A 26,195-nucleotide genomic window follows, 5' to 3' on the forward strand; every position below is an offset into this window, starting at 1 on the left:
GGTTGGCCCTTGGGGCCGCAGGTACACATCCAAACGGGCGAGACAAACATCAATCCCAACCCCTGTTTTTTCTCCAAGCAGCGTTTCGGCGGCGGTCGCTTGGGGTGGCCCTTTGACAACGCGTCCTTGTACAGGCGCGCTCGCACGCTCTAGCGAGCCTTCGAGTTGGCCTCATGGGCCTATGCGCGTGGCGCCAAACGCTACCAAACGGTGTCCGGACTGGATATGCGCTTCTTAAAAATACAGGCACCCAAGCAAGAGAGCGGTGTTTGATGCCCCTTAGGGACGACCGGTTACCGACCGCTGCAGCGACAAGGGACGTTCCATATCACGTCCCTTGTCGCTTTGCACCACTCTCTCACTTTTAGGGACACTCATCGCTGATGCACTGGCGTTGGCAAAGCAGCAAGCCAAACCAATTATTTGGATCAGTCCAAACCTGCAACGGTTGGAAGGCATAGGCTTCTAAGGTCTTGACCAATGTTGGTAGGTGAAACTTGCGCGAGATCTCAGTGTGAATGGTTTCTCCAGCTTGTAGCGTTTTCTGGAAATCTAGCGTTTCCAGGGCAACGGTCTGCGTTACCAGACTGCGGAGATGCATTTCAATTTGATGCTCAATAGTGTTGTAGAAGGCCCAATGAGAAAACTGGTCGAGCTTGAAATTGCCTTGGAACCGCCAGTTTAAGTGAGCCAGAAGGTTGAGATTAAACGCTGCTGTGATGCCCTGAGCATCGTTGTAAGCGGCTTCAAGAATGACTGGGTCTTTCTGTAGATCAACGCCCAAAAGGAAAAACTCTCCTGGCTTAAGCGCCTTGCGGACACGATCAAGAAAGCGATCGCACTCCACCGCATTCAAATTACCGATCGTACTGCCCAGGAAGATCAACATGCGGTTTTTCAATTCAGCAGGGGGCAGTTGATCGAGTGCCTGTTCATACGTTCCCGCTAACCCGCAGAGCTTGAGTTTAGGATATTGATGCAGCAACTCCAGTGCAGTAGTTTTGAGGATACCAGCGCTTACATCAATCGGGCAGTATTGCAGCTGGTCGTTCGTCTGACTGTAAGCTTCCAGCAGCAAACGAGTTTTACGAGAGCTACCGCTGCCCAGTTCCACTAATTCGCAGGAGCCAGTGAATTGAGCAATCTCAGTGGCGTAGGTTTCTAGAATCGACTGCTCGGTGCGGGTGGGATAGTATTCAGGCAAATCGCAGATTTGCTCAAATAATTGGGAGCCACGATCGTCGTAAAAGTAACGACAGGGAAGGGTCTTGGGAGCGTGTTCCAGCCCTTCAATAATATCTGTCCCTTCAGCAACCAATGTCTCTGATGAACTCAACGTAATCCAACGTAGACGAGAATTTTCTTGTTGTACAAAGTTCATTAAATCGGTCTCCTTTCACGATATCTGCATTAGTCCAATAATCAAGTTCTGCACATTAACCAGCGCTATGGCATAAACTTTGGAGCAGTCTGAAGGCAAAGTCTAGGCTATCAGGATTAGTTACTCCATAGAGATTAAACAGCGCTTCTAACGGCTTTTACATCTGTCTTTAAGTTGAAGGGATCAGCAACCTGTAAACTTATTGCTGCACGGAGATTATGTCAGCCTGCTCCACGTTTCACTTCAAACGTGATCGCTATTTTCCGGTTTCAACCCAATCACAAGTTGAGTGTAGGCTTAAAAAATGATGAGAACGTTCAGCCTTAGTGAAGTGCAGCTCGAAGTAATGAGGTGGGCTTGTGATCGTACACCAATCAACGACCCCAACAACTACAGCTGATCGAGCAGCTCAGCCGAGCCGATATGAGGACTATAATACGTGTCATTAGTTTTATCGATACAATTAAGCTTTACTGATAACTTTGACTGAACTTAAATAGAGTGATTACCTAACGAATTTCTATATGCAGCCACTGCCTTCTAAGCACTCATCAAGACTCTGGTACGAAACATTAAACCGAAGCCATATCGTGCGTGCGCTTGAAATGGTTCAAGATTTGATCGTCGTTTCGCTTTGTATCGGTCTATTTTGCGTGATGGTCATTCAGCTGAGAGCGATGTTTATTTCGCTGCTGCCGCCGCTTAATTTTCGAGCCGTCACAGCCGACATCTTGTTCTTGCTGATCTTGGTTGAGCTGTTTCGCTTGCTGATTATCTATTTGCAGGAACAGCGAGTGTCGATCGGCGTTGCGGTTGAGGTGGCGATCGTGTCAGTTTTGCGGGAAGTCATTGTCCGAGGGGTGCTTGAGGTTCCCTGGAGTCAGATCTTGGCAGCCTGTGCGTTTTTAATGGTGATGGCGCTGCTCTTAGTCGTTCGCGTTTGGTTACCACCCACATTTGTCGGCATCGATCCAGAGCGCCGAGTAGCAAGGAAGCAGGCAGAAAGCTTGGAGTCGTTAGCCATGATCGATCATTGAGGCGATCGGTGGCCAGTGTTTAATGAGACGTTTCGCGTGTAGGGGATTTCGCAAAACGCCCCTACACAAAACTGACGATCGCTTATTCACGATGCTTTTGCCGCTTCTACCGGACATTGCACCGTGCCCTCAGGCGACTGAAAGACAAGTGGTGGCACCTTCGCTGCTTCTTGAGAGGCACAAATGGCTGCCACAGCCTGGTTACTCAACTTGGCAATTGAGACAGCTGCAGTATAACTCTTTAAGCCGTCAGCCTTTGGTACAGCCGTTAGCTGGGACTGAGTTTTGCTCGGCACCGTGAGTTTGTAGACGTAGTCACTGCGAGAGGTGAACGGTACGGCAGCGAACCGCTCCAGTTCTTCCAGCGTTGAAGCAAACCGACTATTCTCGCGATAAAACTTCTGCTGAGCTTTATTCATGGTTTCCAGATACTTTCTGGCGGTTGACTGCTGCTGGTCTTTAAGTTGCTCTCCGCCAGATTTGATGGTCAGTTGACTTCCAGAGGCGATCGTGGGCGCTTTTTCACTTGTTTTGCGATCGCCACCGACTGTATTCGAGTTGGCAATCAGCGCCACCGCACCACCTGTAACGAACGCTGCCAGCGTGACAAGCACCGATAGCTTTACATAGTTCACCGGCTGGCTGTCCAGCGAACTCTCAAAGGGTTCTCGTCGGGTGTGATCGCGTGGTGGTGCAACACGATCGCGCCGTCGTGCAAAAAACTGTTTCGATGTGCTTAAAGCCTGACCCAACGACGCTTGCAACGGCAGTGTTCGCTCTGCCCATTGCTGCTTCCATCCAGTGCCTGGTGTCGCAAGGCTGGAAGGTGAATTGTCTGCATCAACCACTGAAGGATATGCAATGGGCGGAGACGACGATGATGTATGAGACAGTGCCTCTAGAGCCTCAGCAATTGGCGACCCACCGATCGCAAATGTTTCTACCCAAAGCGGTTGGTCATCCTCAAAGCGTTGCCCGTAAACTTGCACCTGTTGAATCGAGGGCACCTCTAAGCGGAGAATACCTCGCTGGATAAACGCTACCAATGTTTTAGCATTCAACACACGGGCTGAACTGAGAAACACATACAGACAGTCATCTTCGATGGCTGCCTTCGCAACCACGCCCTTCGGTTCTAAGGTGAGATTGATGAGCGTAGCAATCGCTTCTGGTTCACCCTGTTTCGCAAGTTCAAGTAGGTTCGGCTGAGTCATGGCAGAGCATCGATCGAAAGAAATTGACTCGATAAATCATTTAGCATCAGGATACTCGCAAAACGCCGATCGGGCGAAAAGTCGATCAAGCGTTCACGCACGGCTCCTACAGCGTTTCAGGACACCACCTCTAAACTGTCTCCTTTTTACCATTTACCATCTTCTAAAATAGGGGCGAAGCATTCGCAAACGAAGCTCTCGATCCATAATTTGAACTGATCACCACCTGCTTTGCCCCTACAGATGCTTCCCTGCTCCCTCTGCCTCTGCCTCTCCTCACCCCTCACCCCTCACCCCTCACTCTCTAACAACAGACCCACCTTTCAACTACCATTTCGCTTTACAATGCTGGCAAGCCGCTGCGCCACAACTCGCTTAACCCCTCTAAATCGACGTTCTTATGAGTATTGGCTATCTCGCTCTTGTTCTGCATGCTCACTTGCCTTTTGTCCGTCACCCCGAAAGCGGCTATGTGCTGGAGGAGGAATGGCTCTATGAGGCGATTACAGAAACCTACATTCCACTCCTGCAAGTCTTCGAGGGTTTGAAGCACGATGGCGTTGACTTCAAAATCACGATGAGTATGACGCCGCCGTTGGTGTCAATGCTGCTCGATCCGCTGCTGCAAGAGCGCTATGACGACCATCTCGCTCAGTTGGAAGAACTGGCAGAGATGGAAATTGAGCGCAACGCTCACAATGGGCACCTTAAATATTTGGCAGAGTATTACGCCAAAGAGTTTAATCAGGTGCGGCAGGTTTGGGAGAAGTACGATCGCAACCTCATCAAAGCCTTCAACCAGTTTGCCGAGTCCAATAATCTCGAAATCATTACCTGCGGCGCAACTCACGGCTACTTCCCCTTAATGAAGATGTATCCGCAAGCCGTGTGGGCGCAGATTAAAGTCGCTTGCGAACACTACGAAGAGACGTTTGGACGCGCACCGAAGGGCATTTGGCTACCCGAATGCGCCTACTACGAAGGGGTTGAGCGGATGCTAGCGGATGCTGGCTTGCGCTACTTTCTCACCGATGGGCATGGCATCCTCTACGCTCGTCCCCGTCCCCGCTTTGGCACCTATGCGCCCATCTTTACCCCTACTGGTGTTGCGGCTTTTGGTCGTGACCACGAATCGTCACAGCAGGTCTGGTCGTCTGAGGTGGGCTACCCCGGTGCTACTGAATATCGGGAATTCTATCGGGATTTGGGCTGGGACGCTGAATATGAGTACATCAAGCCCTACGTGATGCCCAACGGACAGCGGAAGAACGTTGGTATTAAATACCACAAAATTACAGGAAAAGGGCTGGGGCTGGGCGACAAGCAACTCTATGACCCCTACTGGGCACGCGAAAAAGCAGCAGAACACGCGGGCAACTTTGCCTATAACCGTGAGCGGCAGGTGGAGCATCTTTACGGCATGATGCAGCGCAAGCCCATCATTGTGTCACCCTATGATGCCGAGCTGTTTGGACATTGGTGGTACGAAGGACCCTGGTTTATCGATTACCTGTTCCGCAAGTCATGGTTTGACCAGGGCACGTTTGAGATGACGCACCTGGCCGATTATTTGCAAGGGAATCAGACCCAACAGGTGTGCCATCCTTCTCAATCAAGCTGGGGCTACAAGGGGTTCCACGAGTACTGGCTGAATGAAACCAACGCCTGGATTTATCCGCATCTGCACAAAGCGACGGAACGAATGATTGAGCTGGCGAAAAATGAACCAGAGGATGAACTGGTCTGGCGATCGCTCAATCAGGCGGCACGAGAGCTACTGTTAGCGCAATCGTCCGACTGGGCATTTATTATGCGTACTGGCACGATGGTGCCTTATGCGGTGCGACGGACACGATCGCACTTGATGCGCTTCCACAAGCTCTACGAAGAGATCAAGCAAGGGAAGGTTGATTCAGGCTGGTTGGAGAAAGTAGAGGCGATCGACAATATTTTCCCCAACATCGACTACCGCGTTTATCGACCGCTCTGAAGCGTGGCAATGGAACTTGCGGTCGTGCCATAGGACTTGTTAAAAAATAACTGCATACGTTTGGATTAGCGATCAGCGATCAGCGGTCAGCTTTCCTCCAATGGCTGACCGCTGACGGCTGACCGCTACCGTCCATGACGTTATTTCTTTACAGCCCCATAGCGTCAACTTAGAGGGTGATCGTTAATAGTGGAGCCTTCTTCTGCTTGCGCCGATACGGTACATGGCGCTTCTCGAAGGTGTGATGGAGCCGATTTCAAGCAGTATGTGCAACAGAGCCGATCGTGCGACCAGCTCTGTTGCCCTTTTTCGCTGCAAAGATGCTAATGGTGAAGACTATGTTTGCGGCTGCAGCCATCATTCAGCCGCGCCACAATTCCTTGTGCAAGGATTTCCTGATCGAGCACGGTTTGGCATGAAGAAAGATAGAGAAGCTCAAGCCCCCGCTACATTCTGCTGGTGCATCTACAGCCACAGCAGCCATTTCAACCATTAATCAACCCTACATAAAGCGGTTTGAGGAAGCTGTGAAGAACCGTAACTGGCTCAATCTTTCGGAGTACGCATTACTTGTTGGCGCAGGTCTTGGCTCACTGGCATCCGTTGCCTCGCAACAGATTTTATTTACAGCAGCGCCCGTATCAGCGTTGCTATTGGTCAATCTAGTCAACCGTCGACGATTAGAAGAAACAACGCTAGCACATACCGAAGCGTCTGTCACGCAGCTAGACCAGAAGCTGTCTGCAGACCTTGCTGCACTGCGGCAGCAAATTCAGGTGCTGCCTAACTTTTTGGATCTTGCCAGTCTGAGGAAGTCCGTCTTACACGAAACGGCAGAAGGCACGGCGGGGTTCACTCAAGACATTACCCAACTGAAGCGCGAACTAGCGAAGCCAGAATGGCGGTTAATGGCACAAGAAGTACGCCAGTTGCAGACCCATTACGCCGATCTGGCTGACTCGGTCAACGCAGTAACGACCTATCTGGGGCGCTTATGCACGATCGATCGCGTTGATGACATGGACTCCGTGCTAACCCAATTGAAAACAGAATTGGCTCAACTGAGGGGCAACCTTCAAAAGTTAGGCGAGGAGCAGCAAAACAGCAATCCTCGTGTCATGCAGGATCAGATTAACCACATCAATCGCCGCCTGAACACGCTGCCGACGCCGTTTGATGCCAGCGCGCTCAAGCAAGATGTGGATTCGCTGGTAAAAGTACTGGGCGAGATGGTGTCGCGGCGCGAACTGGCACGCTTGATGACGCAAGTTGAGCAAATTAGCCAACAGCAAGACACATTAGACCAGACGGTGACGCCGATCAAAATGGCCACGGCGATTCTGAAAAAGCAGCTGGATACCGTCACAAGTAAGCTGCAAATGACCGAGCAGGGCTTTGGGTCAATCCTGGATAGTGGCTTGCTGCAACCCGATCCGGCTGTTGTAGAAGGGCTACAGGCGACCATCAACGCTCTGGAACATCGCCTGAATCAGTTGCCGATCGCCACCGACCTGACGCACCTGCGATCGGATGTTCAAAGCATGGTAACGACTCAAGTGGGTCAACTCCAGCAGCAACTAACTGGGATACAACAGTTTGCCCACACGCTAGAGCATCAGCAAAAGACCCTGCGTGATTGGGTCAACCGCCTGCCCCATGTGCTCGACTCCACGGCCCTCGAAAGTCAGGTGAAATACCTGTCAGCACGGGTAGAGTGGGCAGAAAGCAACGCTGTTGATGTGGAAGCACAAGTGGATGCAGCGGTAAAAAGCCATCTGGAAGACATCGCGCAGCAGCTTCAACCCACCGAAGCACCTGCATATGAGCTAGTCTTTGATGTGAAGGGTTCGCAGCGGCAAGAGGATGCTACAGGGTATAGTCGCGTCTTGCTGGAGCAAGCGCTGGACAAGGCACAGGCGCGGCTGATCGTCGTCTATCCTTATCCAAATGCCCAAACACTCGATGCAGAGCTGATCCAGAAATTTAGGGAGTTTCTCGATCGTAACGGGTGCCTGGATTTTGGCTGGGGGCATTTAGGCGACATGAGTCAGGGTCATACACCACGATCAATCGATCGTCGCCGTTCCCTGGATCCAACCAAAAAGAGCTTCCTCCACAAAACGCTCCATCAATTGACCCAACTCAAGCGACAATATCCCGCGCAATTTCGCTTCAAGGTATTGGGAACGGATGAGCATTTCTTAGTGTGCGATCGCAGCTACGCCATTTTGGGCGCTCAGTCCGTCGCTACCGCCAGCGCTGTTTTTCCTCGGGCGGCGGTTGGTTTGCGCACCACGGATAGCGAGGTGATTCAAGGCTTAGTAGATCGGTTTGATCAACCCTCGCTCGATGCTGATGACGCGATCGCGTATTTCAACCGTGCCGCTACCCGCTATGACTTGGGCGATCGATCGGGGGCGATTGCCGATTACACCGACGTCATCCGGATTCACCCTGACGATGATGTGGCGTACAACAACCGTGGGCTGGCTCGTTATGACCAGAACGATCGCGCTGGTGCGGTGGCAGACTTTGAGCAAGCCGTGCACCACAATCCCGAAAACTTTATTGCTTACTGTAATCGTGGCTTTGTACGGTCTGAACAGGGCGACAAAATGGGGGCGATCGAAGACTATACCTTAGCGATCCAAATCAACCCTGACTTTGCTACCGCCTACTTTTACCGGGGCTTAGCACGTACTCGGCTGCAAAATAAGCTGGGTGCTATTCAGGATTACACCGAAGTGATTCGGCTGAACCCACAAGATGCTACGGCTCACTTTTACCGGGGGCTTGCCTGCGTCAAAATCGGGCATCGGCTTGACGCCATCCAAGATCTCGGTCAGGCAGCTGAACTGTTCTCTGAGCAAGGCGATATGGCTAACTATCAGCAAACCCTCAGCACAATCAAAAAGCTGCACAAAACGTTGGCGATCGCAACGTCAAGTCAGTCCCTGGTCTCAAGTGAAGCCTGATGAAGCACCCTGTTTCGCTCACCCAATCGGGTGAGCCTGCGCGGTGAGGGCGACGGCTCAGTAACCCAGTACTTTAGTAGGTATCAAATGGCTCTGGAGGCTGAGTGATGTCTCCTCTGCCTCATTCTGAGTGTTACCTTGTGCTCGTGACCCTTTACCCATCGTTCCACCAACCGCTGCTTCAAGTCGGCTCTACCGATGTGGAAGTCATCGCCATCCAAAAACTGCTAGCCCACTGGAGTCTTTACGATAGTGCGGCGGATGGCATCTTTAGCGCGCAGGTTGAACAAGCGCTGAAAACCTTTCAGCGGCGGGTCTTTTTGCCCGAAACTGGCATTGTAGACGCGCTGACCTGGCGATCGCTTTATGCGGGGACTCCGATCGACATGCCAATACTGCAACGGGGTAGTCAAAGCAAAGCCGTCCTTTTGCTCCAAAAAGCGCTACAGGCTGACGGCCAAACGGCAGTCGTCTTAAATAGCACCTTTGATCAGCACACAGAAATTGCTGTCCAAACGTTTCAGCGACGCAAGGGGTTAATCGTTGATGGCATCGTCTCTAACTGCACCTGGCTAGCGTTAAGCAAAGTTGCCCGCTGACGGTCAGAGGGAACGTTTTAGTTCGTTTTAACAGACTTTGGCTCTGAACCCGCAATGGATTGTAAAAGAGCTGCTGCATCAAGCACTTGCTCTTCACTGCTGTTTTAAGCCATCCTTTGAGGATGATCATCCAGACTTATATCAGCCGCTTTGGTTTTGCAATGCTGGTAGGCGTGCTCACTGCCTGTGCCCGCCCAGCCTCCAACCAGGCTTCAACTGCTATCACTCCATCGACGGTTTCTTCAACGCCCGTTGTTGCAACGCCGATCGCCAAAATTAGTGAGATCCGAAAACTGCCCGTTTTTGTTCGCTTGCTTAGCGCACCGCAAGAACAGCCTGCAGAAGAAGGGATGGGGCTACAAGCAGGCGAAACCATTCGCACTCAAGGGCAGGCGCTGACTCAAATTGACATGAACAGTGGGCTGGCGTTTCGCTTAGCTGGGAATGCAACGTTGACGCTCCAGCCTGACAATCGCCTCAACCTTACCGCTGGCAACATGATTACCTGGGTTCAACCGGGCAAAAAGGTGCCAACCGAAATCGTCACGCCCGTAGCCGTTGCTGGCATTCGTGGGACAACGGTGTTTGTCAAAATTCCGCAAGATCCCAACGATGGGGTGCTGTTTTTTGCGTGGGAAGGCTCCGTTGCCGTGCGATTGCCCGGTCAAACCGAAGACATATTGCTGAAAACAGCGGATGAAGTGCGAATCAAGCCGGGCGATCGCGATATTGGTCAAATCCGTCGACGCGTGCGGCGCATGAGTCGAGCAGAATGGCGACAGAAGCGACAGACCGATCCACTCCTACGCAGTTTTAAGAAAGGGAAAATGTCCACGCTCTCGATCATTGAGCGCCTTAAGCCTGGACAGTTGACGTTGCAGGCTCTCCCGAAGGTGCCTGAAGCCGCAAAAGAACGAGCAGGCATCCAAGAAGCGGACGACCAAAAACGGGGCGATCGAGCACAAGGCGATCGCGCACAACAAAAACTAAACAAACTGGAAAAAGCACATAAGCCCAACCATGATCGCGGTGATCGCAAGTCAGAAACATCCGACGACGATCGCTCTGAACCTCGCAAACGCGATCGCGATCCAGCAGCACCAGAGCGACTAAGGAATGAAAATTAAATAACATTGAATTTTGTAGGATCTGTTAGTCGCTAGCTGCAACGTATCACCTCCGGCCACACTGCTAACAACCTCTAAGTACTTGTTCGAGGCCACTGAAAATAAAAATGCCCATCATAGTAGGTGCGCTTCAAATAAGCTAAATCAGCCTCCCAATCCTGAATTGCTTTAGCAAAATTGCCCTACGTCGCCGTTTCGCATTGCATGTAAATGCGGCAATAGATTTAGCTAATTTTTGCAGTCTCTTGGCTGTACGTGGTAGTCCCCATTCATTCAAGTAAGAGGCGTCATTTATGGATGGCAAAGGATGCAAGAAAATATTATCAAGAATTTGCCTACGTTGTTTTTCAGGTAGACCATTCAAACCAACTCTATATCCATAGAGCTTCAAAATGCCTTCTTTCTCTTTGAAGACATCATCTGATAAATTTTGTAAACCAGCTCTTGCTGTTGTCGACGGCCAAGCAAATTGTCTGGTGTCTTGTAATTCTGCTAGTCTTTGTAAAATATGGCTGAGTAAAGTTTGAGCTTTTGCTCGGGAGCGAAACTGCAACTCATAACGTATTTCGCTCAAGACTTTCAGATCGTTCCATGCCGAATTGGCCATACTTTCAAGTTCGTCAGTATGACATTCAATATACGGACGCTTTTGGCCAGGTTTTTCAGTACGTTGGATTTTGTTGCTGAAAGGTACTGGCTGTGTGGTGAGACGCTCAACAGATGTTTGCCTGTGTGTTGGGGCAGAGGAAGAGCCAGTGACATGTCTCTCTGGATCGAATTCAAATGGTCTGTCAATCAGAAGTTCCCGTTTTAGCATTGGCGGGTAGTTTGATGGCTTCTGAAACGGCACGCCTACATCTGGAGAGATAACAGGCTCATCAAGCGATTCTACTTGTGCTGAAGAGGAAAGGGAATTACCTACAGATTTCTCTAACTTATTTTCAAGCGCCTTGTTGCTCGGAAATTTTCGCTGTGGCTTCTGAACAGAAAATCGTGTTAATTTTCGAATGAGGGCTTTAAAGTAATCCAGTACTTTTACTAAGTAGCCTTTCATGAAACTTAAAATGCATTTAGTAGTCGATATAGATTTAGTAGTCGACGATGTTGTGCCTTGTATCTTAGCGTACTTTAGCTCAGTATCTAGCAGCCACCATTAAGCTCTATACCAAATTAAACGTAAACATCAGGAAACTTTCTTCACCCTTTAAGCTAGATTCACACACATAGTGATGGCGACAGGACTCAGCCTACAATTCTTAATCGAAAATTATAAGTTACTTAAACATCCTTACTCGCAAATAACCTTTTGGCTAAGCCTTAATCGAATTGGCTAAGCCTTAATCGAAAGCGGCATAGATAACTTTATTGTGTAGCGACTTTTAGTTGAAAATCGTTTTTTCCTTGAAACCGTTGCTAGTGATCATTTGTGGCGTTGTGTCTGGTGATGCGATCTGCGATCGTTTGCGGTACAGCGCACTGTGGGGTAAGACGCGCAGCACCTCCTCTACAGTGGTTCTACCCGTCGTCACTTTTTCGATCGCGGCCATCTGAAACGACTGAAACCCACTCTCGATTAAATAGCGGTGGAGTTCCGTCATGCTGCCTTCGTAGATAATTTGCCGCACGATCGTATCAATGTTCAGCATCTCAATCAACGCTTCTCTACCCAAATAGCCAGAGTTAAAACAGCGGGCACAGCCTTTACCACGCCGCCACGCTGCCGCATTCGCCTGTTTCAAATCAAGCCCCAAAACATTCAAATCACGTTCTGTAGGCGTGTAGGGTTCGGCGCAATGGGAACAGACTTTGCGTGCCAGGCGCTGTGCCACAATACCGAGCAGCGCATCGCTAATTAACCCTGGATCAGGCCCAATATCTTTCAGACGCGGAATAGCGCTGGTGGCATCATTGGTGTGCAGCGTTGTGAGTACCAGATGCCCTGTTAGAGCGGCACGAATCGCGGTTTCAGCCGTTTCGTGATCGCGGATTTCACCCAACATGATGATGTCAGGATCTTGCCGCAAAATGGCGCGGAGCCCTGCAGCAAAGGTCATGCCCGCAGGCTCATGCACTTGCGTTTGCGTGATGCAGGGCAGCACATACTCGACGGGATCTTCGACTGTCACCACATTGACGTGTTCAGTGGCGATTGCCTGCAAACTGGTATAAAGCGTACTGGTTTTACCCGACCCCGTTGGTCCCGTAAAGATCACCATCCCCTGCGGCTGCGCTAACCAACCTTTGTAGATGGCTAAGGCCTTGTCAGAAAACCCCAATTCATTAATGCTAGAAAACGGATTCTGCCGGGGCAGCAGTCGGATGACGGCTTTCTCACCACCCACGCACGGCAAGGTGCTGACCCGCATATCCAGCCCTACTTCGGCCTCGGTTTCCGAGACATACTTCTCGCTAATACGGGCATCTTGAGGGCGACGGCTTTCGGAAATATCCATATCTGCCATCACTTTCAGAGCCACGACTGCTCGCCGACTTACTTCTAGCGGCAGCGTTGTGATGTTGCGCAAAATGCCGTCAATGCGATAACGCACTCGCAAACCATCCAGGGTCGGCTCCAGGTGAATGTCGCTAGCGCGGTTCCGCAGGGCACCTGAGATTAAGGTTTTGATGCGACCAATCTGGTCAGTGGCTTTCGACAGATGTAACTCTGTCATCTTGCCAATGTTTTCTTGCTCGACTTCCCCTGTCAACGGGTTCGTCACGCTATCGGCGTTGATACGATGCTGGTCAAGACCTTGAGAGTGAAACCAGGCACGGTAACTTTGCTCAGCGATCGCAATCACATGGATGGCTGTCGCGGTTTGCTCTCGCAGGCTAGCGATCGCCGTTTCATTCAAAGCGATGGGGCTACCCAAGTAATAGCAATTGCGCCACAGTAGTAACGGAATCACGGGCGGCAGAGAGCGACGATCGGAAAACTGCTTCAGAAAGCGGTAGGTCACTTCGCGATCGAGCAACTGAAGCTTGACAATGCCCTGATCATTGACCAAAAGTTCGATGGCTTCATCGCAACTAATGTCACGCTGTTTGAGTTGCTGCCAAGCCGATGTTGAAGCGGTAGAAGCCTGCATGATTCCTCAAGACAATGGAACATTGCCTACAGCTTAGGCACTTTCTGATTAAGGTTTTCCCCTCTAGGGGAAAACCTTGCACCCCTATGTTAGACCGACGGATGAATGGGCTGCGATTGTCGATCCCGTCATGGATCTGCGACTGTATACGTTGCTAATGACTGATTGGATCTGTGAGCAATGCCATCGATCGTCGGTCAGAGGTGACTAAGGATAGTGGATTGATGAATCTGAACCATTCCCTTCTATAGGGACGTTCCATGGAACGTCCCTATAGAAAGAATTGCACCTTATTAAATCTGCGTTTCTAAATAAGCAGCATGATGAATGGGACGGGCTGAAGGCGCTTTGTGTCAAACAGCAGCCCCTTACGAATGAGAATTACAGCCGTTTTCATTTGCATTCATCACACCCTATACCCTACACCCCACACCCGTCTCGACAAGGCTGTGGCTTACCCGATTGAGAATTGCTGTAAATCACAGGTTTTATTCAATCCACGCTCCTTAGGAACAAGAATTTAATAACTCCGGCATTTCCCGTAGGGGCGCACGGCCGTGCGCCCGTACCTGCAAATAATTTGTCGATTTTATTTAATCCACGATCCTTAGAGACAGTTTAACAACAAGGCTAGCGGTTAGATAGCAAGACTTTGGCAAAACCTGCCCCTAGCCAATGTCTTTAGACATAGTTGCCCAGAAGATATAGTTGCTCAGACGATGGGCAGGAGAAAGGGCACGATCGCGTCTCCTCTCTCCTGCTGTCGTGGCTCTAGACGAACTGGCCGTTAGAGCGCTTGCGGCGAATGCCAATCACCGAGGGCTTCGGTGGGCCTTCAGCTTGACCCTGAATGTTGCTGGGCCAGTTGCTACCGCGTGAAACGGTACGGGTCTGGTTAAACAACGTGCCGTCCAACGCTAGAAGTTCGATCGTGCGGCTTAAGGTTGGGTTTGGCGTAAACGGACAGTCTTCACCAGGGTGCTGCACCGAGATAATCAGCGTGTCGCCAACAAACGTGGGGCCTGTCATTTCACAACGCGGTGGACCGTAGGCAAAGGGCACCACTTGCCCTGCATGGGTACCAGTTGTGGGAATGTAGAATAACCAGTTGTTGCCAAACACACCCGTAAACGCCGATACATCGCCTGTTCTGGTGTGGTCGATCGTGTTGGGTGTACCCGCTGCGCCCACTGCAAACCCATTATGGGTCGTTGTAGACATGTCAGTCACACCCCAAATATTGGCGCGGTTATCGAACACCAGGTTATCGACTGAGGCGAAACCGGCACCCGTTTCAGAGCCCGCTTCACCACCTTGAACAAACCGCTCCCAGCGGAAAGTGTTGCCTGTGCTATCAGCGCTGTCTTCGATAATCTTGTAAATGCCACCCGATTGCTGGGTGTCGTTGACCGCTGCCGCAAATTTACCCACAACGAAAATGCGCGAATCGGGGTAGCCATCGCTACCGGGAGCGCCATCGGTATAGGAAATGAAGACCTCTCTGGCATTTCTAGGATTGATCTCAATGTCTTCAGGGCGGGCCGTTGGAGTGGCACCAATCAGGTTAGCAGCAAGGAAGGCATCCACCAGTACAGCGCCCTGGCTGGTGTAGAAGTCGCTTAACTTCTTGCCCTGATAGCCTGGTAACGCTTCACTTTCAGGCACGGCTGTAACAGTTGTGACGCCGTTTGTTGTACTGGTAAGCTGCGTGAGCGCCACGACCACTGATCCACCATCGGTAGTTTGGCCTGCAATACCTGTACGTCTTGGGAACCGGGTGCTACCGCTTCTAAGCTTCAGTGGGTCACCAGTCGTAAGCTCAGAGGGTTTAACCGGATTGGTGGGTGATGAGAGCAGCAGCGGTAACCAGTTGCCAGTGCCGTCAGCATTGTATTTCGCGACGTAAAGCACACCGTCTTCAAAGAGCTTACTGTTGCCTTTGTTCTTAGGATTCTTCACCGTGCCGTTGCTAACAAACTTCCAGGTGTGTCCGCCTCGGCGATCGTCACCCAAGTAGGCAACCAGCTTTTTGCCAGCCTGCACGCGCATGGCAATGTTTTCATGTCGATAACGACCCAGTGCCGTGTGCTTGCGAGGACGATAATCGGGGTTCGCTGGATCGATTTCAACCATCCAGCCATATTTCTCGCCCACCAAACCAAATTCAGCACCTGTGGTGCCTGCGGCATAGCCCGTTTGAGTACCGTCAGGCTTAACGCTTTCCTGAACACCCACGAAAAAAGCGCCCGTGGAACCCTGAAAGTTTTCTTCAGCCGTCAGAATGGTGCCCCAGGGGCTGGTGCCGCCAGAGCAGTTGTAGGCAGTACCAATAATTTTATTGCCCAGCCCATCTGAGTTGATGCTTTCAAACACCTCACTGGCAGCGGGTCCGGTGGCAACTAAATAATTGTGATCACCCGTTTGGTAACTTTTCGATCCCCAACTGGTGACGCCGCTATAAGCATCGGAGCGCTGGCTATTGATGCCTAGACCCGATAAGCCATGAAGACGACGATTTTTGGCATCTTTAACGGCAGCAAACTGTTCTTTACGGCCATCACGGGCAATGCGCACAATCGACCCACCCATGTTGTACATAAACTCACCAGACAGCGCACGACCCGCCGCCGTAGGGAAACCCTCGATCACGATCGGGCCTGTCGAGGCAAAGGTTGCCACATCGGCAGGTGCTTCAGGCGCTAAGGGAGAAATGGGAAAGCTGTTGTATTCGTGGTTCACCCAAAGATAACCATCGTTTCGTCCTTCGATGGGCACATAGCCCGTGTAGTCGTTGTTATAACCAAAATAGTCGTCTGGGTTAGGGAACACACGATCGCCCCAGCTCAAAATGACATAGCGCTCGTATTCGGGCGGCACAACAACATCATCTAACGGGCGAAAGGCATCAAGATTGGGCACTGGCGCTGCTGGGAGCGTACTGCCCTGACCAAAGCCAGTGGCTAAAAAGCTGCTCTGCTGCTGATAAATCGGCAAGGGGTGAGGCAGGCGTACTGGCGTAAACGTGAGGGAAGCGGCTTCAGCCATCGTGGTATTGCTACCGCCAAAGAGCTTGTGACTCACGACTGGCTCTAGAGCCGTAGCAGCCGCAGTGCTACCAAAGAAAAGCAATAGTTGTCGACGTGAAAAGTTAGGCATAAGACACCCTACTGAAGGAAGAATGAACCATAAACACAACCATTGAAAGCACCCGCTTCTTAAGCGTGCAGGGTTACGTTCGCATCGCGATCGCCACCTACCGACAAGCAAAAGAAGCAGTCGTAGAACACCCGTACTGTTACAGCGTTGAACGAGCGTTAACTCACAAAAACAGCAACGACCACTATGCTCAAGGCTGGTAGCCTGTCATAGAAATGACGGCAAGATTACATCGACTCCAGCCTTAAGATCAGTCAGGTCGCGCTCTCATGAAAGCTGCTCAGTTGCCGTATCTTTCACAAGCAAATGGCATCAATGGAGACAAATTGATGCCCATACAAACGTATCTCTGTGACATTAAGGTTGGTTAATCTCAGGGTTAATCTCAGGGTTAATACTGAAGAGGCAGCTTTCCGTAAAAATGACTAGCAAGCCGTTCTAATTGATCTCGTCAAAGGGTCGTTTCTAACTTTGGAGGACTGACACAACAGCAGGCCGTGGTTGGCGTCATTTTGTGGTGACGCTGGAGTCTGTTGGAGTGGCATCGGTTGCAATGGGATGACCTAGCCTATGGCGCTGGAGCACTCTGCGGTGTGGGTGTAGCATTGCTTGGCGCTGGTGTGTTACTTGGCGCTGGCTGAGGCGTTCGTTGCCGTAAATACTTCTCCACCTCTGGCCCAGGGAGATAGTTGTACCCGTAGGGCGATCGATCCGAATCATCCAAAATTTGGGGGGTTACCAACACGACGACTTCGTTGCGTGAGCGTTCGAGCCTACGATTGCGAAAGAGTAAATTGAGCAGCGGAATATCGCCCAAAATCGGTACTTTGGTGATAATCTCGCGGTCTTGCTCTTGAATGATGCCGGTTAAAATCAGCGTTTGCCCATCGCGCAGGCGAATTTTACCCGTCTCTAGGCGTCGGCGATTGACAAGTTGCTGAATCAACAGGTTGTTGCGCGACGGGTCTGTAATTTGCTGACCGAGGGAGCTGACTTCAGGCGAAACGGCGATCGTCACAAAGTTGTTATCGTCGATTTGATCCACCTGCACATTTAAAATCACCCCCACATCAATGGGTGGCTGCGGCAGAATGCGCGTAGATGTCACATTCCCTTCCGTAACTCGCTGTTCCGTGAAGCCAGAAAACACCTGCGAGGTCAGGTTGACCTGCGACTGGTTGCCTTCTTGCACAATCAGCGTGGGGTCAGTCAGAATCTTGGCATTGCCGGAAACCACTTGCGCTTGTAAGTTCAGCAAAAACTGCATCGGAAATTGAAACAAGGGCGGTAAGCCATAGGTCAACGCCTGGTTTAGTACCGTCGTCACCGCGCTGTTGGTGCTGACCACAGAACCACCCGTCAAGTTCGTCACCACTGGCGCAAGGGGATTAGAGTTAATGGGGCTGGCAGGCTGAAAGCCCAGAGTGTTACCGCGTGAGTCGGTCACCTGCGCGTTGGTGTTCAACGGCGGCTGCACAGTTGCAAAGGGATTGGCGATCGTCGAAGGGCTGGTAAGGCTGTTTGAATCAATCAACGATGGGTTAACGGGGCCGACATTGACACCCCCTCGCCCCTGATTCACATTAAAGAAGTTGCCAGCCACACCAAAAGAAAAGCTGGAGCCAATATTGCTGGTTTTGGACAAATCGACTTCAACGATCTTGACATTCACCGCCACCTGCTTCCGTCGCACATCCAGCTTGTTGAGGTAATCCGTAGCAAGCTGCACCTGCTCTAGCGAGCCGACGATCGACAACGTATTGGTACGTGCATCGGCTGTCACCTGTAACCCTCTGAACACAGGGCTTCTGGCTGTAGGGCTGTTGTTTACCCCCAACTCTTCCAGCACTTGTAGCGCCCCTTTATAGGGGATGTTTTCGGTCGTTGTGCTGTTTCTGCCCACCTGGCTCGTCGTTGTACTGCCGCCTTGCCCGCCCCCACTCGTAAGGCTAGACGTACTGGTAGCCGTAGTCGTCAGGTTTGTTTGAGGCAGGGTTGCCCGCATCTGGTTAAGTCGTAGCGTGCGCGTCACGTAGCTACCCGTAGTCGCTGGTAGGTTCAGACCGACAAAGATGGTTTTGCCGACTCGATTGGCCTTCAGACCTTTTGCTCGCAAGATGTAATTAAACACATCCTGAATCGGTTCGTTCTCAATGTCGAGCGAAATATTGGAATCAATCACCGATCCAGCAGCTTGAGCAGGCGCTCCAGGGGTAGCCGTAACGCCTAGATCTTCCGCATAGACGATGCCCAAATCGGCGGCTCGGGCCAGGAGTGCCAGCGCTTCCCGGACGGGGGTTTCTCGCAGCACCACGCGTTCAATACGCGCAGCCGTACCCAGGTCGATCGTCGTTGGCTGGACGCTGAGATCGGTGTAGGTGATTTTATTTGGAGACGGAAGCGGAGTCTGGGGAGTTGGGGAATTGAAGGACTGAGCGGCTGAGGGGGTTGCGGGGATCGGTGGTCGGGGGAGTGGAGTGGGTAATGGTTGAGGGGTCGGTGCCGCCGTTGAGCTGGGGGTGGCAACAGGTGTGGGTGAACGGGTCGGTGCGGGGACAGGCGCTACGGCTGGGGTTGCAGATGTCGCAGGGGGTGTGCGAGTTGTTGTTGCTGATGGGCTGGCTTGAGCCTGAGGCGGCACATTCACCGACGCTCCCGATACAGGCGGGTTGCTGTTGGTGGCAGCAGTCCCATTAGCAGCAGCATAGAGAAGGCTAAGGGTTAATTTTGTGCCCTCCTGTTGGGCTTGCCCCATCAGCGAACCCGGTTTACTGGTAACAGTTACCTGAATGCTGTTCGCACCCGCATTAGCCATCACAATGGTGGCGATGCCAGGAGCCGGATTATCCTGTCGATACGGCTTAGTGGCTGGACTCAACTGAGCCTTGGTAATATTCGCCACCCAGGTATTCCCTTGACCACTGGTGAACACTTGCGGTTTATCGCCCGCACTGCCTTGTGCTGCTGCCTGTAGCTGCAACACAATGTCAATCCCGCTAGCAGTGGGATTGAGGGTCAGCCCAGTGACTTGAGTCAGCGCGCTAGCTGGTTGAGCAACAAGTGCGATCGCTGCTGCACCCAACAGCATCTGGCTGATCACAACTGTATGCCGTTGCAAGTGCCCCTCCTGTTTTTGACTTGGCCATGTACGCAAACTGGTTTCTGCATGAAGCTGCAAGCATTGCAAACTGGCTTGAATAGAATCGACATCCCTTTCCGGTTCAACCGATAAACAAGACGACTGCTGTTTTGAACACTGCGATGCAGCTCCCAGCGGCGTGATCAGCGGACCAAGCGAAGCTAAAGCCCAAGCAGTTCAAAGATGCTACCTTAGATTTGCTGCTATGAAACACTTGTAAAGTAAAGGCTGCGTTAAGGTATCGCTTCAAACAGTGGAGCAGTGGCAAGGCTCAATCTAGATGGGGTATGGGGTGTAGGGCGTAGGGGATGCAAATCAGAACGGCTTTCCACCAACCAGCAGCCTCAAGCAATCTCGGCAAAACGTTGACCGCTGACCGCTCACTCCGCTTTACTCCCAATCGACCTGCGATCGCTCATGCAACACCCGTCCGTAAACGGCCTCTGTTTGTAGCGCCAGCTTATACCAGTCGAAGCGATGCTTCAGATCAGCGTAGGCATTGTCTACCAGCCATTGCGCATAGCCAGGGTGCCGCATGACTTCTAGAATGCCCCAGGCAAGGGAATCAGCGTTGCTTGTCCAGGTGACAATGCCTGTCTTAGTGTGTCGCACTACTTCCGGCAAGCCACCTGTGTCAGAAACAACGACAGGCACACGAGCCGCAAAGCTCTCCAGCGCCACGATGCCAAACGGTTCATACAGGCTGGGAAACACAGCACAGTCTGCTACCGTTTGAAATCTGTCCAGGTCAACATCGGACATAAACCCAGTAAAGTAGCATTTATCCCAAATGCCTAACTCCCAGGCTTGCCGCTTCAGGTGGTCTGTATTGCCGCCACCAATAAGCACAAACTTAACCGTATGACCGATCGCCTGAAGCACCTTGGGAGCAGCCTCAAGCAGCACCGAAACCCCCTTTTCATGAGTCATACGACCGACATAGTAAACAATCTTTTCATCGTCAGTGGCAAAGCGACGGCGAAAATTCCAGTAGTCAAATTCTGGATCGCGCTGCTTTTTCTCTGGTCGAATGCCGTTGTAGACCACATCGATTTTATTCCAGGGCGCTGCTAACGTGCGCTCAACCTCCAAGCGCATATAGTTTGTACAAACAATGACGCGCCAGGCGTTATACACCAACTGATGCTCTTTACGGTGGATGTAGCGCTGAGCCTCTGTATGAATGCCGTTGTGACGGCCGAATTCAGTAGCGTGAATTGTTGCCACTAACGGCACTTTGAAGGTGTGCTTGAGGGCGATCGCGGCATCGCTGACCAGCCAATCGTGAGCATGAATTAAATCAAAAGGGCCTTCTTCTAGCAGCAGCTTACCGCCATGCTGCCCAAACCCTTCGTTCATATTGACGATCCAGTGGAAGAAGTTAGCACTCACCCCCACGCCAACCCGATGAACATGCACCCCATCAACCACTTCGTAGCCAGGAGCTTGCCCAAACTCCACTGTGATCAGGTGAATTTCGTGCCCTTGCTTCGCAATCTCAGGGTAAAGTTCTGCTACATGTCGAGCGATTCCACCCACAATGCGGGGCGGGAATTCCCAGGCCAGTACCAGAATCTTCATCAGCGATCGTCTCGACAATTAACTTGATTTTAACTTCACCGAGGCCTCTCCCTAGAGTAGCTCAGCAGGCACAGCCGTCTGATGTAAGGAATCCGGTCATCGCTCGCATCGCTGGCGGCAATCGACCTGAGTGAGCAGAAGCATGTTTTGAAGTTGGTGGTTGGCTCGTTGTCGCCAGAATAATCTGTTGGGAACACCAGGCAAACAACTGTCACGATCGCGTTACATTGCGGATCGCATAACTTAGTGCTAAGAGCTACCGTAATCTAGTAGTATGCACTACGACACAGATACGTGCGGGAAGGAGTGGTTTGATTTCATGATTGGGGGTAAACGGCTAAAGCCATGACTCAAACAACTGCTCCAGTTCTTTTTTCCCCGTTTCTGCTGGCAACGGATGGTTCGCCTAGCGCCCAACTCGCACAGACGCTGCTAGCCATGATCGCCCAGAGCGTCCAGGCGCAGCAGAATGGTAACGGGCGAGCGCTCGTGACGGTACTAACGGTACAGCCACATCGTTCGAGTCGCTCCAGGCAGCCACCTCCAAAGCAAGCGTCTGTGGCAAACCGTTTGCCCGATGCTAATCAGGAGACGCCCCCTATCGCGGTGGATGGAGCACCAGAAACACTGGCTACAGCCACGCCAATACCGACTGCTGATGACCTTGCGAAGACAATGCAGACCAGCTTTCCGGCAAATTTGCCGCTGACGGTGCAGGTGCGCCAGGGTCGTCCCGCGATCGAAATTTTGCACTGTGCTCGAACGCTGCAAGCAGGACTCATTGCAGTGGGATCACGGGGCACAAGCGGTATGCGTGGACGATTGATGGGTAGTGTTTCTGCTGTCATTGCACGCTATGCGCCCTGTAGTGTTTTAGTCGCTCGTGGTACAGCTGTAGCGGCGGCATCACCGAGCTTGCAGCACCTTCTACTGGTCGTCAATGACTCTCCAGCCACTCGGCAGGCGATCGCAATCACTCAGCAACTTCTTCCGGCAGGGGTAAAGAAAGTTACGATTCTCTATCCTCAACAGCCGCTGAATGCCGACTATCTGTTTGGGCCTTTTGCCACACCGACGCCTAGCTGGCAGCTCACCCAATCCCTTCAGGAGGCTCAGAGGGAGCAAAGTGAGACCATTCTTGATGATGCGAAAGCGGCCTTTAGTACGCTTGACGTTGAGGTACAGACACTGCGGCAAACAGGCGAACCAGGTCCGCTCATCTGTCAGGTGGCGCTACAGCAGCAAGCAAACCTGATTGTGCTAGGAGGCAATACCATGCGACGTTGGTTACCCCTACCTGCAGGGGAAAGACGGTTCTCATTGCAGTCATTTCGGCGATCGAAGCCAATCGAGACTGAATTGGTGAAGCAACCGCCCGTTCTACGAAATACCCGCCTCAGCGCCACCGAAGACTATACGCTGCACCATGCACCTTGCCCGATACTGCTCTGCCGAGCAGCGCAAGCTGTAGCAAACTGAACGCTTGATCACAAATGAGCAATGAACGGAGAAACTGTAGTGTCCAGAAACGGGCGTGAGAGGCTACTCTATAGAGTAGTGAGAAGTATCAATTCGATCACTTCTCTTAATGTTCATTCCGCTATGTCAGCCAAGAGCAATCTTGACCTGTTTGTTTGAAGTGCTGGAAAGAGATGGCATGCAGGCATTTTCTGAAAAGCAGACTAACGACGAAATACCGCTGCAGCTATTGCTGTTTATCGATAAGCGTCCGAGGTCGAGAGAGCGCATTCGGCAAATTCGTGACGCACTCAAAGACTTTCGAGCCGTCTATACGTTTGCTCTAGAAGTGATCGATGTCAGTGAGCAACCCTATCTAGCTGAACATTTTCGCCTAGTCGCCACGCCTGCCTTGATCAAGCTTCATCCTGAGCCTCGGCAAATGCTGGCAGGGACTGATCTGGTCGCGCAGCTTAAGCATTGGTGGCCCTACTGGCAACGCTCTGTCGAAACTTACATGGTCAATACCAGCTATCAGCAGGCGTTGAACGAAAATCTCGATGTGGTTAAGGCAGCCACGATCGCCGATCGTTCAGCCGCAGTGTTAACGAATGCCTCTGACACCACCACTGTTATGGGAACGCATGCAAACGCCTTGTCTAGTGCGCTGGGCACGATCGCCCACTCAGCCGAACTACTCCAACTCACTGATGAAGTGTTTCGCCTGAAGCAGGAGAAAGCGGAACTGGAGCACCAGCTTCGCTTTAAGGATGAGATTATTTCCATGCTGGCACACGATTTACGCAATCCCCTCACAGCCGCGTCGATCGCCATAGAAACCCTGGAAATGGGGCATAGCGTGACCGAAGGCTGGTCTTCACGCCTCACTCCTACCCTCACCGCGCAACTCCTGAAGCACGCACGCACCCAAACGCGGGCGATCGACCACATGATCACCGACATTTTGCAAGCAGCACGGGGCACCAGTGGAGAGCTAAGGATCGTCCCGCAAAAACTGGATCTAGGTGCTCTCTGCGTTGAGGTGGTGGAGTACCTGCAAGACCGCTTTCAGGCGAAAGCGCAACGAGTGACGCACGATATTCCCTCCGATCTGCCAGGTGTTTATGCCGATAGCGAACGGGTGCGGCAGGTTTTAGTGAACCTGCTCGATAATGCCGTCAAGTACACACCCACTGGTGGCTCGATTGCAGTCTCGATTCTGCACCGCACGACGCAAAAAGTGCAGGTGAGCGTGGGCGACAACGGCCCTGGCATTCCCGAAGAAAACCGCGATCGCATTTTTGAAGACCACTTCCGACTGGAACGCGATGCAGCCAAAGACGGTTACGGCATCGGGTTATCGCTCTGTCAGCGCATTATTCGAGCCCATTATGGTCAAATTTGGGTCGATTCCACACCGAATACGGGCAGTTGCTTTCACTTCACGCTGCCGGTTTGTCGCATGTAGGGAGGTTGTTGGTCGTTAGTTGTTGGTTATGAGTTGGTAGGTTGGAGAGGAGCGATCGTCTAACGTCCAGTAAATAATTAATAGCGATCGCCTTCATGCTGCTGACCACTCCTCGGATCGAACACCACGATGAATGTGGCCTGTGGTTCAAGACGACGCAGCGCGTGAGCAAATCCATCCGCATCCGATTCTTTGACAAAGCGAGCGACCGTCACCCGCCGCATTTTTGCAAGCAAGCGAACCACAGCCCACCGCTTGAGGCGATCGCTGTACGTCATATATTTAAATGCCTGAAATGTTGACTTAAATATCAACATTTACTAGCTCCTGCTCCTCTGACAGGATCAGGAGCATGGGAAGAGCAGGCAAAGCCCTCAAGCAAACACTAGAAACCTACAAGATTAGCCAGAACAAACTCGCTGTCGTATTGAATGTCGATCGCGCTGTCGTCAACCGCTGGTTTCACGAACAGGTAGATCCCAACGCCGAAACGGTTGCTGAGATTGTTAAAGCGTTGCAAAACCTCGACCCGATCGCAGCCAAAACGTTTATCCAGCTTTATTTAGGCGATTTATTGCAGCAGGATGAACGAGAAGACAGGTAACGAACAGAATCCGACGTTAATTTGACAGCCAGCTAAACAATTCACCGACCGTAAGCTGCAACTCGCTAGCAAACGCTGGTACAAGAAGTGATTGATTGAGCTGATCAAATACTTGTATCTGCTGTTTAGGGCGATAGATGAACACCGTTTGTTCATCTGGATCAATTAACCAACCCATCTGGGTTTCATGATCTAGACAATGCAAAATATTTTTGGTTACTTTAGTTTGGCTTTGATCTGGCGAGAGGATTTCGATCGTCCAATCAGGCGCTAACGAAAAACTATTTGCAATCTCGCCAGTTTCATCGCGGGAAATGCGATTCCAGGTGAACACAGAGACGTCTGGTACGACTGATCGTCCACCAAACGTACATCGAAGCTCTGCAAACGCACGTGCAACTTTTTTTGACTTTACAACACCATTAATTGCGGGCGCTAGTTCAGTTTGAATCGCACTATGCTTCCCTTGCGGCATTGGCTTCTGAATTACTTGACCGTCAATATATTCACTAGCAGGCTTGGTTTCTGGTAGTTGCAGGAACGCCTCTAATGTGAGAGTTTTAGACGGTGTTTGTACCATGCAAGTTTGCCTCCCGTAACGTCAGGCAGGCTTACATTATACTTTCTAGACCGTTAGAACACGATGCTGTAGCGAAGTTTATCTATTCGTGATCGTCTTCTGCCACAGCGCTGCATAAATCGGATCTTTGAGACGAGAAACGAGATAATCGTGATAGCTGTCACTGGTCGGCGCTTCCACGTTCTTTACAACTCACGAATGGGGAATAGACTCTTTTGTGATCCGAATCAGGAACCGTAACGCTTCATTGACTGCTTTAGCATCTGGATGTCAGTAGCAACATCTGGTTCCAGCTCAACCGTTAAAGAACTATTAGCCGTTTTGCTTACAAAACGATTAGGACGAGCGTTGAGATAGTCAAACTCGTACTCTGGAAGCAGGTCATCTGCATCGCGCTGCGGTTCAGAAGCCTCTGTAATCTTCATGCACACTGAAGTGTTGCTGGTTGTGGCAAAGGTCTATTCTGCTCTTCGTACGTCTCAATCAAAAGTTCAAGGACTTCCTGAGCGTTTTGAGTCGCTTCCCCATACGTATCTCCATGAGTATGAGCGTAAGGACCAAACTCGGGCAGGCTCACAATATACTTTTGGTCTTCATCAGACCATTGAATTAAGAGGCTGTAGCGAGGTTTCATCTATGTTTCGATCTCTTCTGCAACAGTCACAGTCAGCTTTAAGCCTAGTTCATTGTCCCAGCACGCTAGTCGAAACTACCCACTTTAGGATACCGTTGGCGAAATATTGCTTAACATGTTAGAGCCTTGGGATTGAGTGCGGCAAAGCGAGAGGTTCGGGTTC

The 26,195-nt window shown here is 51.3% G+C and carries 20 protein-coding genes; 9 read left to right on the forward strand and 11 right to left on the reverse strand.

The annotated features are described in order from the left end of the window. Positions 1–364: 364 nt before the first annotated feature. Positions 365–1,381 carry an L-histidine N(alpha)-methyltransferase gene (egtD, locus tag C7B82_RS19495; protein WP_106257947.1) on the reverse strand — a complete coding sequence of 339 codons (1,017 nt, stop codon included), beginning with the start codon at positions 1,379–1,381 and terminating at the stop codon, positions 365–367. 605 nt (positions 1,382–1,986) lie between these two features. Between egtD and C7B82_RS19500 the strand changes: the two genes are divergently transcribed. Then, positions 1,987–2,418, forward strand: a complete 432-nt coding sequence (locus C7B82_RS19500; protein ID WP_339375150.1) for a phosphate-starvation-inducible PsiE family protein — start codon at positions 1,987–1,989, stop codon at positions 2,416–2,418. A gap of 86 nt (positions 2,419–2,504) precedes the next feature. Here the strand turns inward: C7B82_RS19500 and C7B82_RS19505 are convergent, their stop codons facing one another. Further along, the gene (locus tag C7B82_RS19505) at positions 2,505–3,632 is read right to left on the reverse strand and encodes a type IV pilin-like G/H family protein (RefSeq protein ID WP_106257949.1); all 1,128 of its coding nucleotides are present in this window, start codon (positions 3,630–3,632) and stop codon (positions 2,505–2,507) included. 400 nt (positions 3,633–4,032) lie between these two features. On the opposite strand from C7B82_RS19505, the gene C7B82_RS19510 reads away from it, so the two are divergent. From C7B82_RS19510 to C7B82_RS19530, 4 genes are all read left to right on the forward strand, one after another. After that, on the forward strand, positions 4,033–5,622 hold the full coding sequence (locus C7B82_RS19510) for a glycoside hydrolase family 57 protein (protein ID WP_106257950.1): 1,590 nt from the start codon (positions 4,033–4,035) through the stop codon (positions 5,620–5,622). A gap of 527 nt (positions 5,623–6,149) precedes the next feature. Then, a complete protein-coding gene (locus tag C7B82_RS19520) occupies positions 6,150–8,597 on the forward strand; it encodes a tetratricopeptide repeat protein (RefSeq protein ID WP_106257952.1) in 2,448 nt (815 codons plus the stop codon). A 107-nt stretch (positions 8,598–8,704) separates the two neighbouring features. Further along, entirely contained in the window at positions 8,705–9,196 is a 492-nt protein-coding gene (locus C7B82_RS19525; protein ID WP_106257953.1) for a peptidoglycan-binding domain-containing protein, read from the forward strand. 122 nt (positions 9,197–9,318) lie between these two features. Beyond that, positions 9,319–10,323 carry a FecR domain-containing protein gene (locus C7B82_RS19530; RefSeq protein WP_106257954.1) on the forward strand — a complete coding sequence of 335 codons (1,005 nt, stop codon included), beginning with the start codon at positions 9,319–9,321 and terminating at the stop codon, positions 10,321–10,323. 139 nt (positions 10,324–10,462) lie between these two features. Here C7B82_RS19530 and C7B82_RS19535 read toward each other — a convergent pair whose 3' ends face one another. The 3 genes from C7B82_RS19535 to C7B82_RS19545 form a co-directional block, all read right to left on the reverse strand. Continuing rightward, positions 10,463–11,377 carry a hypothetical protein gene (locus C7B82_RS19535; protein WP_106257955.1) on the reverse strand — a complete coding sequence of 305 codons (915 nt, stop codon included), beginning with the start codon at positions 11,375–11,377 and terminating at the stop codon, positions 10,463–10,465. Between the two features lie 325 nt (positions 11,378–11,702). After that, on the reverse strand, positions 11,703–13,412 hold the full coding sequence (locus C7B82_RS19540; RefSeq protein WP_106257956.1) for a GspE/PulE family protein: 1,710 nt from the start codon (positions 13,410–13,412) through the stop codon (positions 11,703–11,705). 771 nt (positions 13,413–14,183) lie between these two features. Then, complete coding sequence (locus C7B82_RS19545; protein ID WP_106257957.1) at positions 14,184–16,568, reverse strand: PhoX family protein; 2,385 nt, start codon at positions 16,566–16,568, stop codon at positions 14,184–14,186. A 65-nt stretch (positions 16,569–16,633) separates the two neighbouring features. Between C7B82_RS19545 and C7B82_RS32505 the strand changes: the two genes are divergently transcribed. Further along, a complete protein-coding gene (locus C7B82_RS32505; RefSeq protein WP_181357573.1) occupies positions 16,634–16,771 on the forward strand; it encodes a hypothetical protein in 138 nt (45 codons plus the stop codon). A 365-nt stretch (positions 16,772–17,136) separates the two neighbouring features. On the opposite strand, the gene C7B82_RS19550 is transcribed toward C7B82_RS32505, so the two are convergent. Both C7B82_RS19550 and C7B82_RS19555 read right to left on the reverse strand, forming a co-directional pair. Beyond that, positions 17,137–19,686 (reverse strand): AMIN domain-containing protein, encoded by a 2,550-nt coding sequence (locus tag C7B82_RS19550; protein ID WP_146141206.1) that lies wholly within the window; start codon positions 19,684–19,686, stop codon positions 17,137–17,139. 411 nt (positions 19,687–20,097) lie between these two features. After that, positions 20,098–21,288, reverse strand: a complete 1,191-nt coding sequence (locus tag C7B82_RS19555) for a glycosyltransferase family 4 protein (protein WP_106257959.1) — start codon at positions 21,286–21,288, stop codon at positions 20,098–20,100. A 345-nt stretch (positions 21,289–21,633) separates the two neighbouring features. Here C7B82_RS19555 and C7B82_RS31570 point away from each other — a divergent pair, with 345 nt between their 5' ends. Both C7B82_RS31570 and C7B82_RS19565 read left to right on the forward strand, forming a co-directional pair. After that, positions 21,634–22,767 carry a universal stress protein gene (locus tag C7B82_RS31570; RefSeq protein ID WP_146141207.1) on the forward strand — a complete coding sequence of 378 codons (1,134 nt, stop codon included), beginning with the start codon at positions 21,634–21,636 and terminating at the stop codon, positions 22,765–22,767. A 178-nt stretch (positions 22,768–22,945) separates the two neighbouring features. Next, positions 22,946–24,214, forward strand: a complete 1,269-nt coding sequence (locus C7B82_RS19565; protein ID WP_106257964.1) for a histidine kinase — start codon at positions 22,946–22,948, stop codon at positions 24,212–24,214. A gap of 77 nt (positions 24,215–24,291) precedes the next feature. Here C7B82_RS19565 and C7B82_RS19570 read toward each other — a convergent pair whose 3' ends face one another. Next, entirely contained in the window at positions 24,292–24,531 is a 240-nt protein-coding gene (locus tag C7B82_RS19570) for a hypothetical protein (protein WP_245939994.1), read from the reverse strand. Between the two features lie 35 nt (positions 24,532–24,566). Here C7B82_RS19570 and C7B82_RS19575 point away from each other — a divergent pair, with 35 nt between their 5' ends. Next, positions 24,567–24,818 carry a helix-turn-helix domain-containing protein gene (locus C7B82_RS19575; protein WP_106257961.1) on the forward strand — a complete coding sequence of 84 codons (252 nt, stop codon included), beginning with the start codon at positions 24,567–24,569 and terminating at the stop codon, positions 24,816–24,818. A gap of 16 nt (positions 24,819–24,834) precedes the next feature. Here the strand turns inward: C7B82_RS19575 and C7B82_RS19580 are convergent, their stop codons facing one another. From C7B82_RS19580 to C7B82_RS19590, 3 genes are all read right to left on the reverse strand, one after another. Then, a complete protein-coding gene (locus C7B82_RS19580) occupies positions 24,835–25,398 on the reverse strand; it encodes a Uma2 family endonuclease (protein WP_106257962.1) in 564 nt (187 codons plus the stop codon). Positions 25,399–25,625: 227 nt separating this feature from the next. Continuing rightward, entirely contained in the window at positions 25,626–25,823 is a 198-nt protein-coding gene (locus C7B82_RS19585; protein WP_219904594.1) for a hypothetical protein, read from the reverse strand. Continuing rightward, complete coding sequence (locus tag C7B82_RS19590; protein ID WP_106257963.1) at positions 25,820–26,032, reverse strand: type II toxin-antitoxin system HicB family antitoxin; 213 nt, start codon at positions 26,030–26,032, stop codon at positions 25,820–25,822. Before C7B82_RS19590 ends, C7B82_RS19585 begins: the two co-directional genes overlap by 4 nt. Between the last annotated feature and the right edge of the window lie 163 nt (positions 26,033–26,195).

Origin of the sequence: Stenomitos frigidus ULC18, assembly GCF_003003795.1 — a bacterium.
GTDB lineage: Bacteria > Cyanobacteriota > Cyanobacteriia > Leptolyngbyales > Leptolyngbyaceae > Stenomitos > Stenomitos frigidus_A.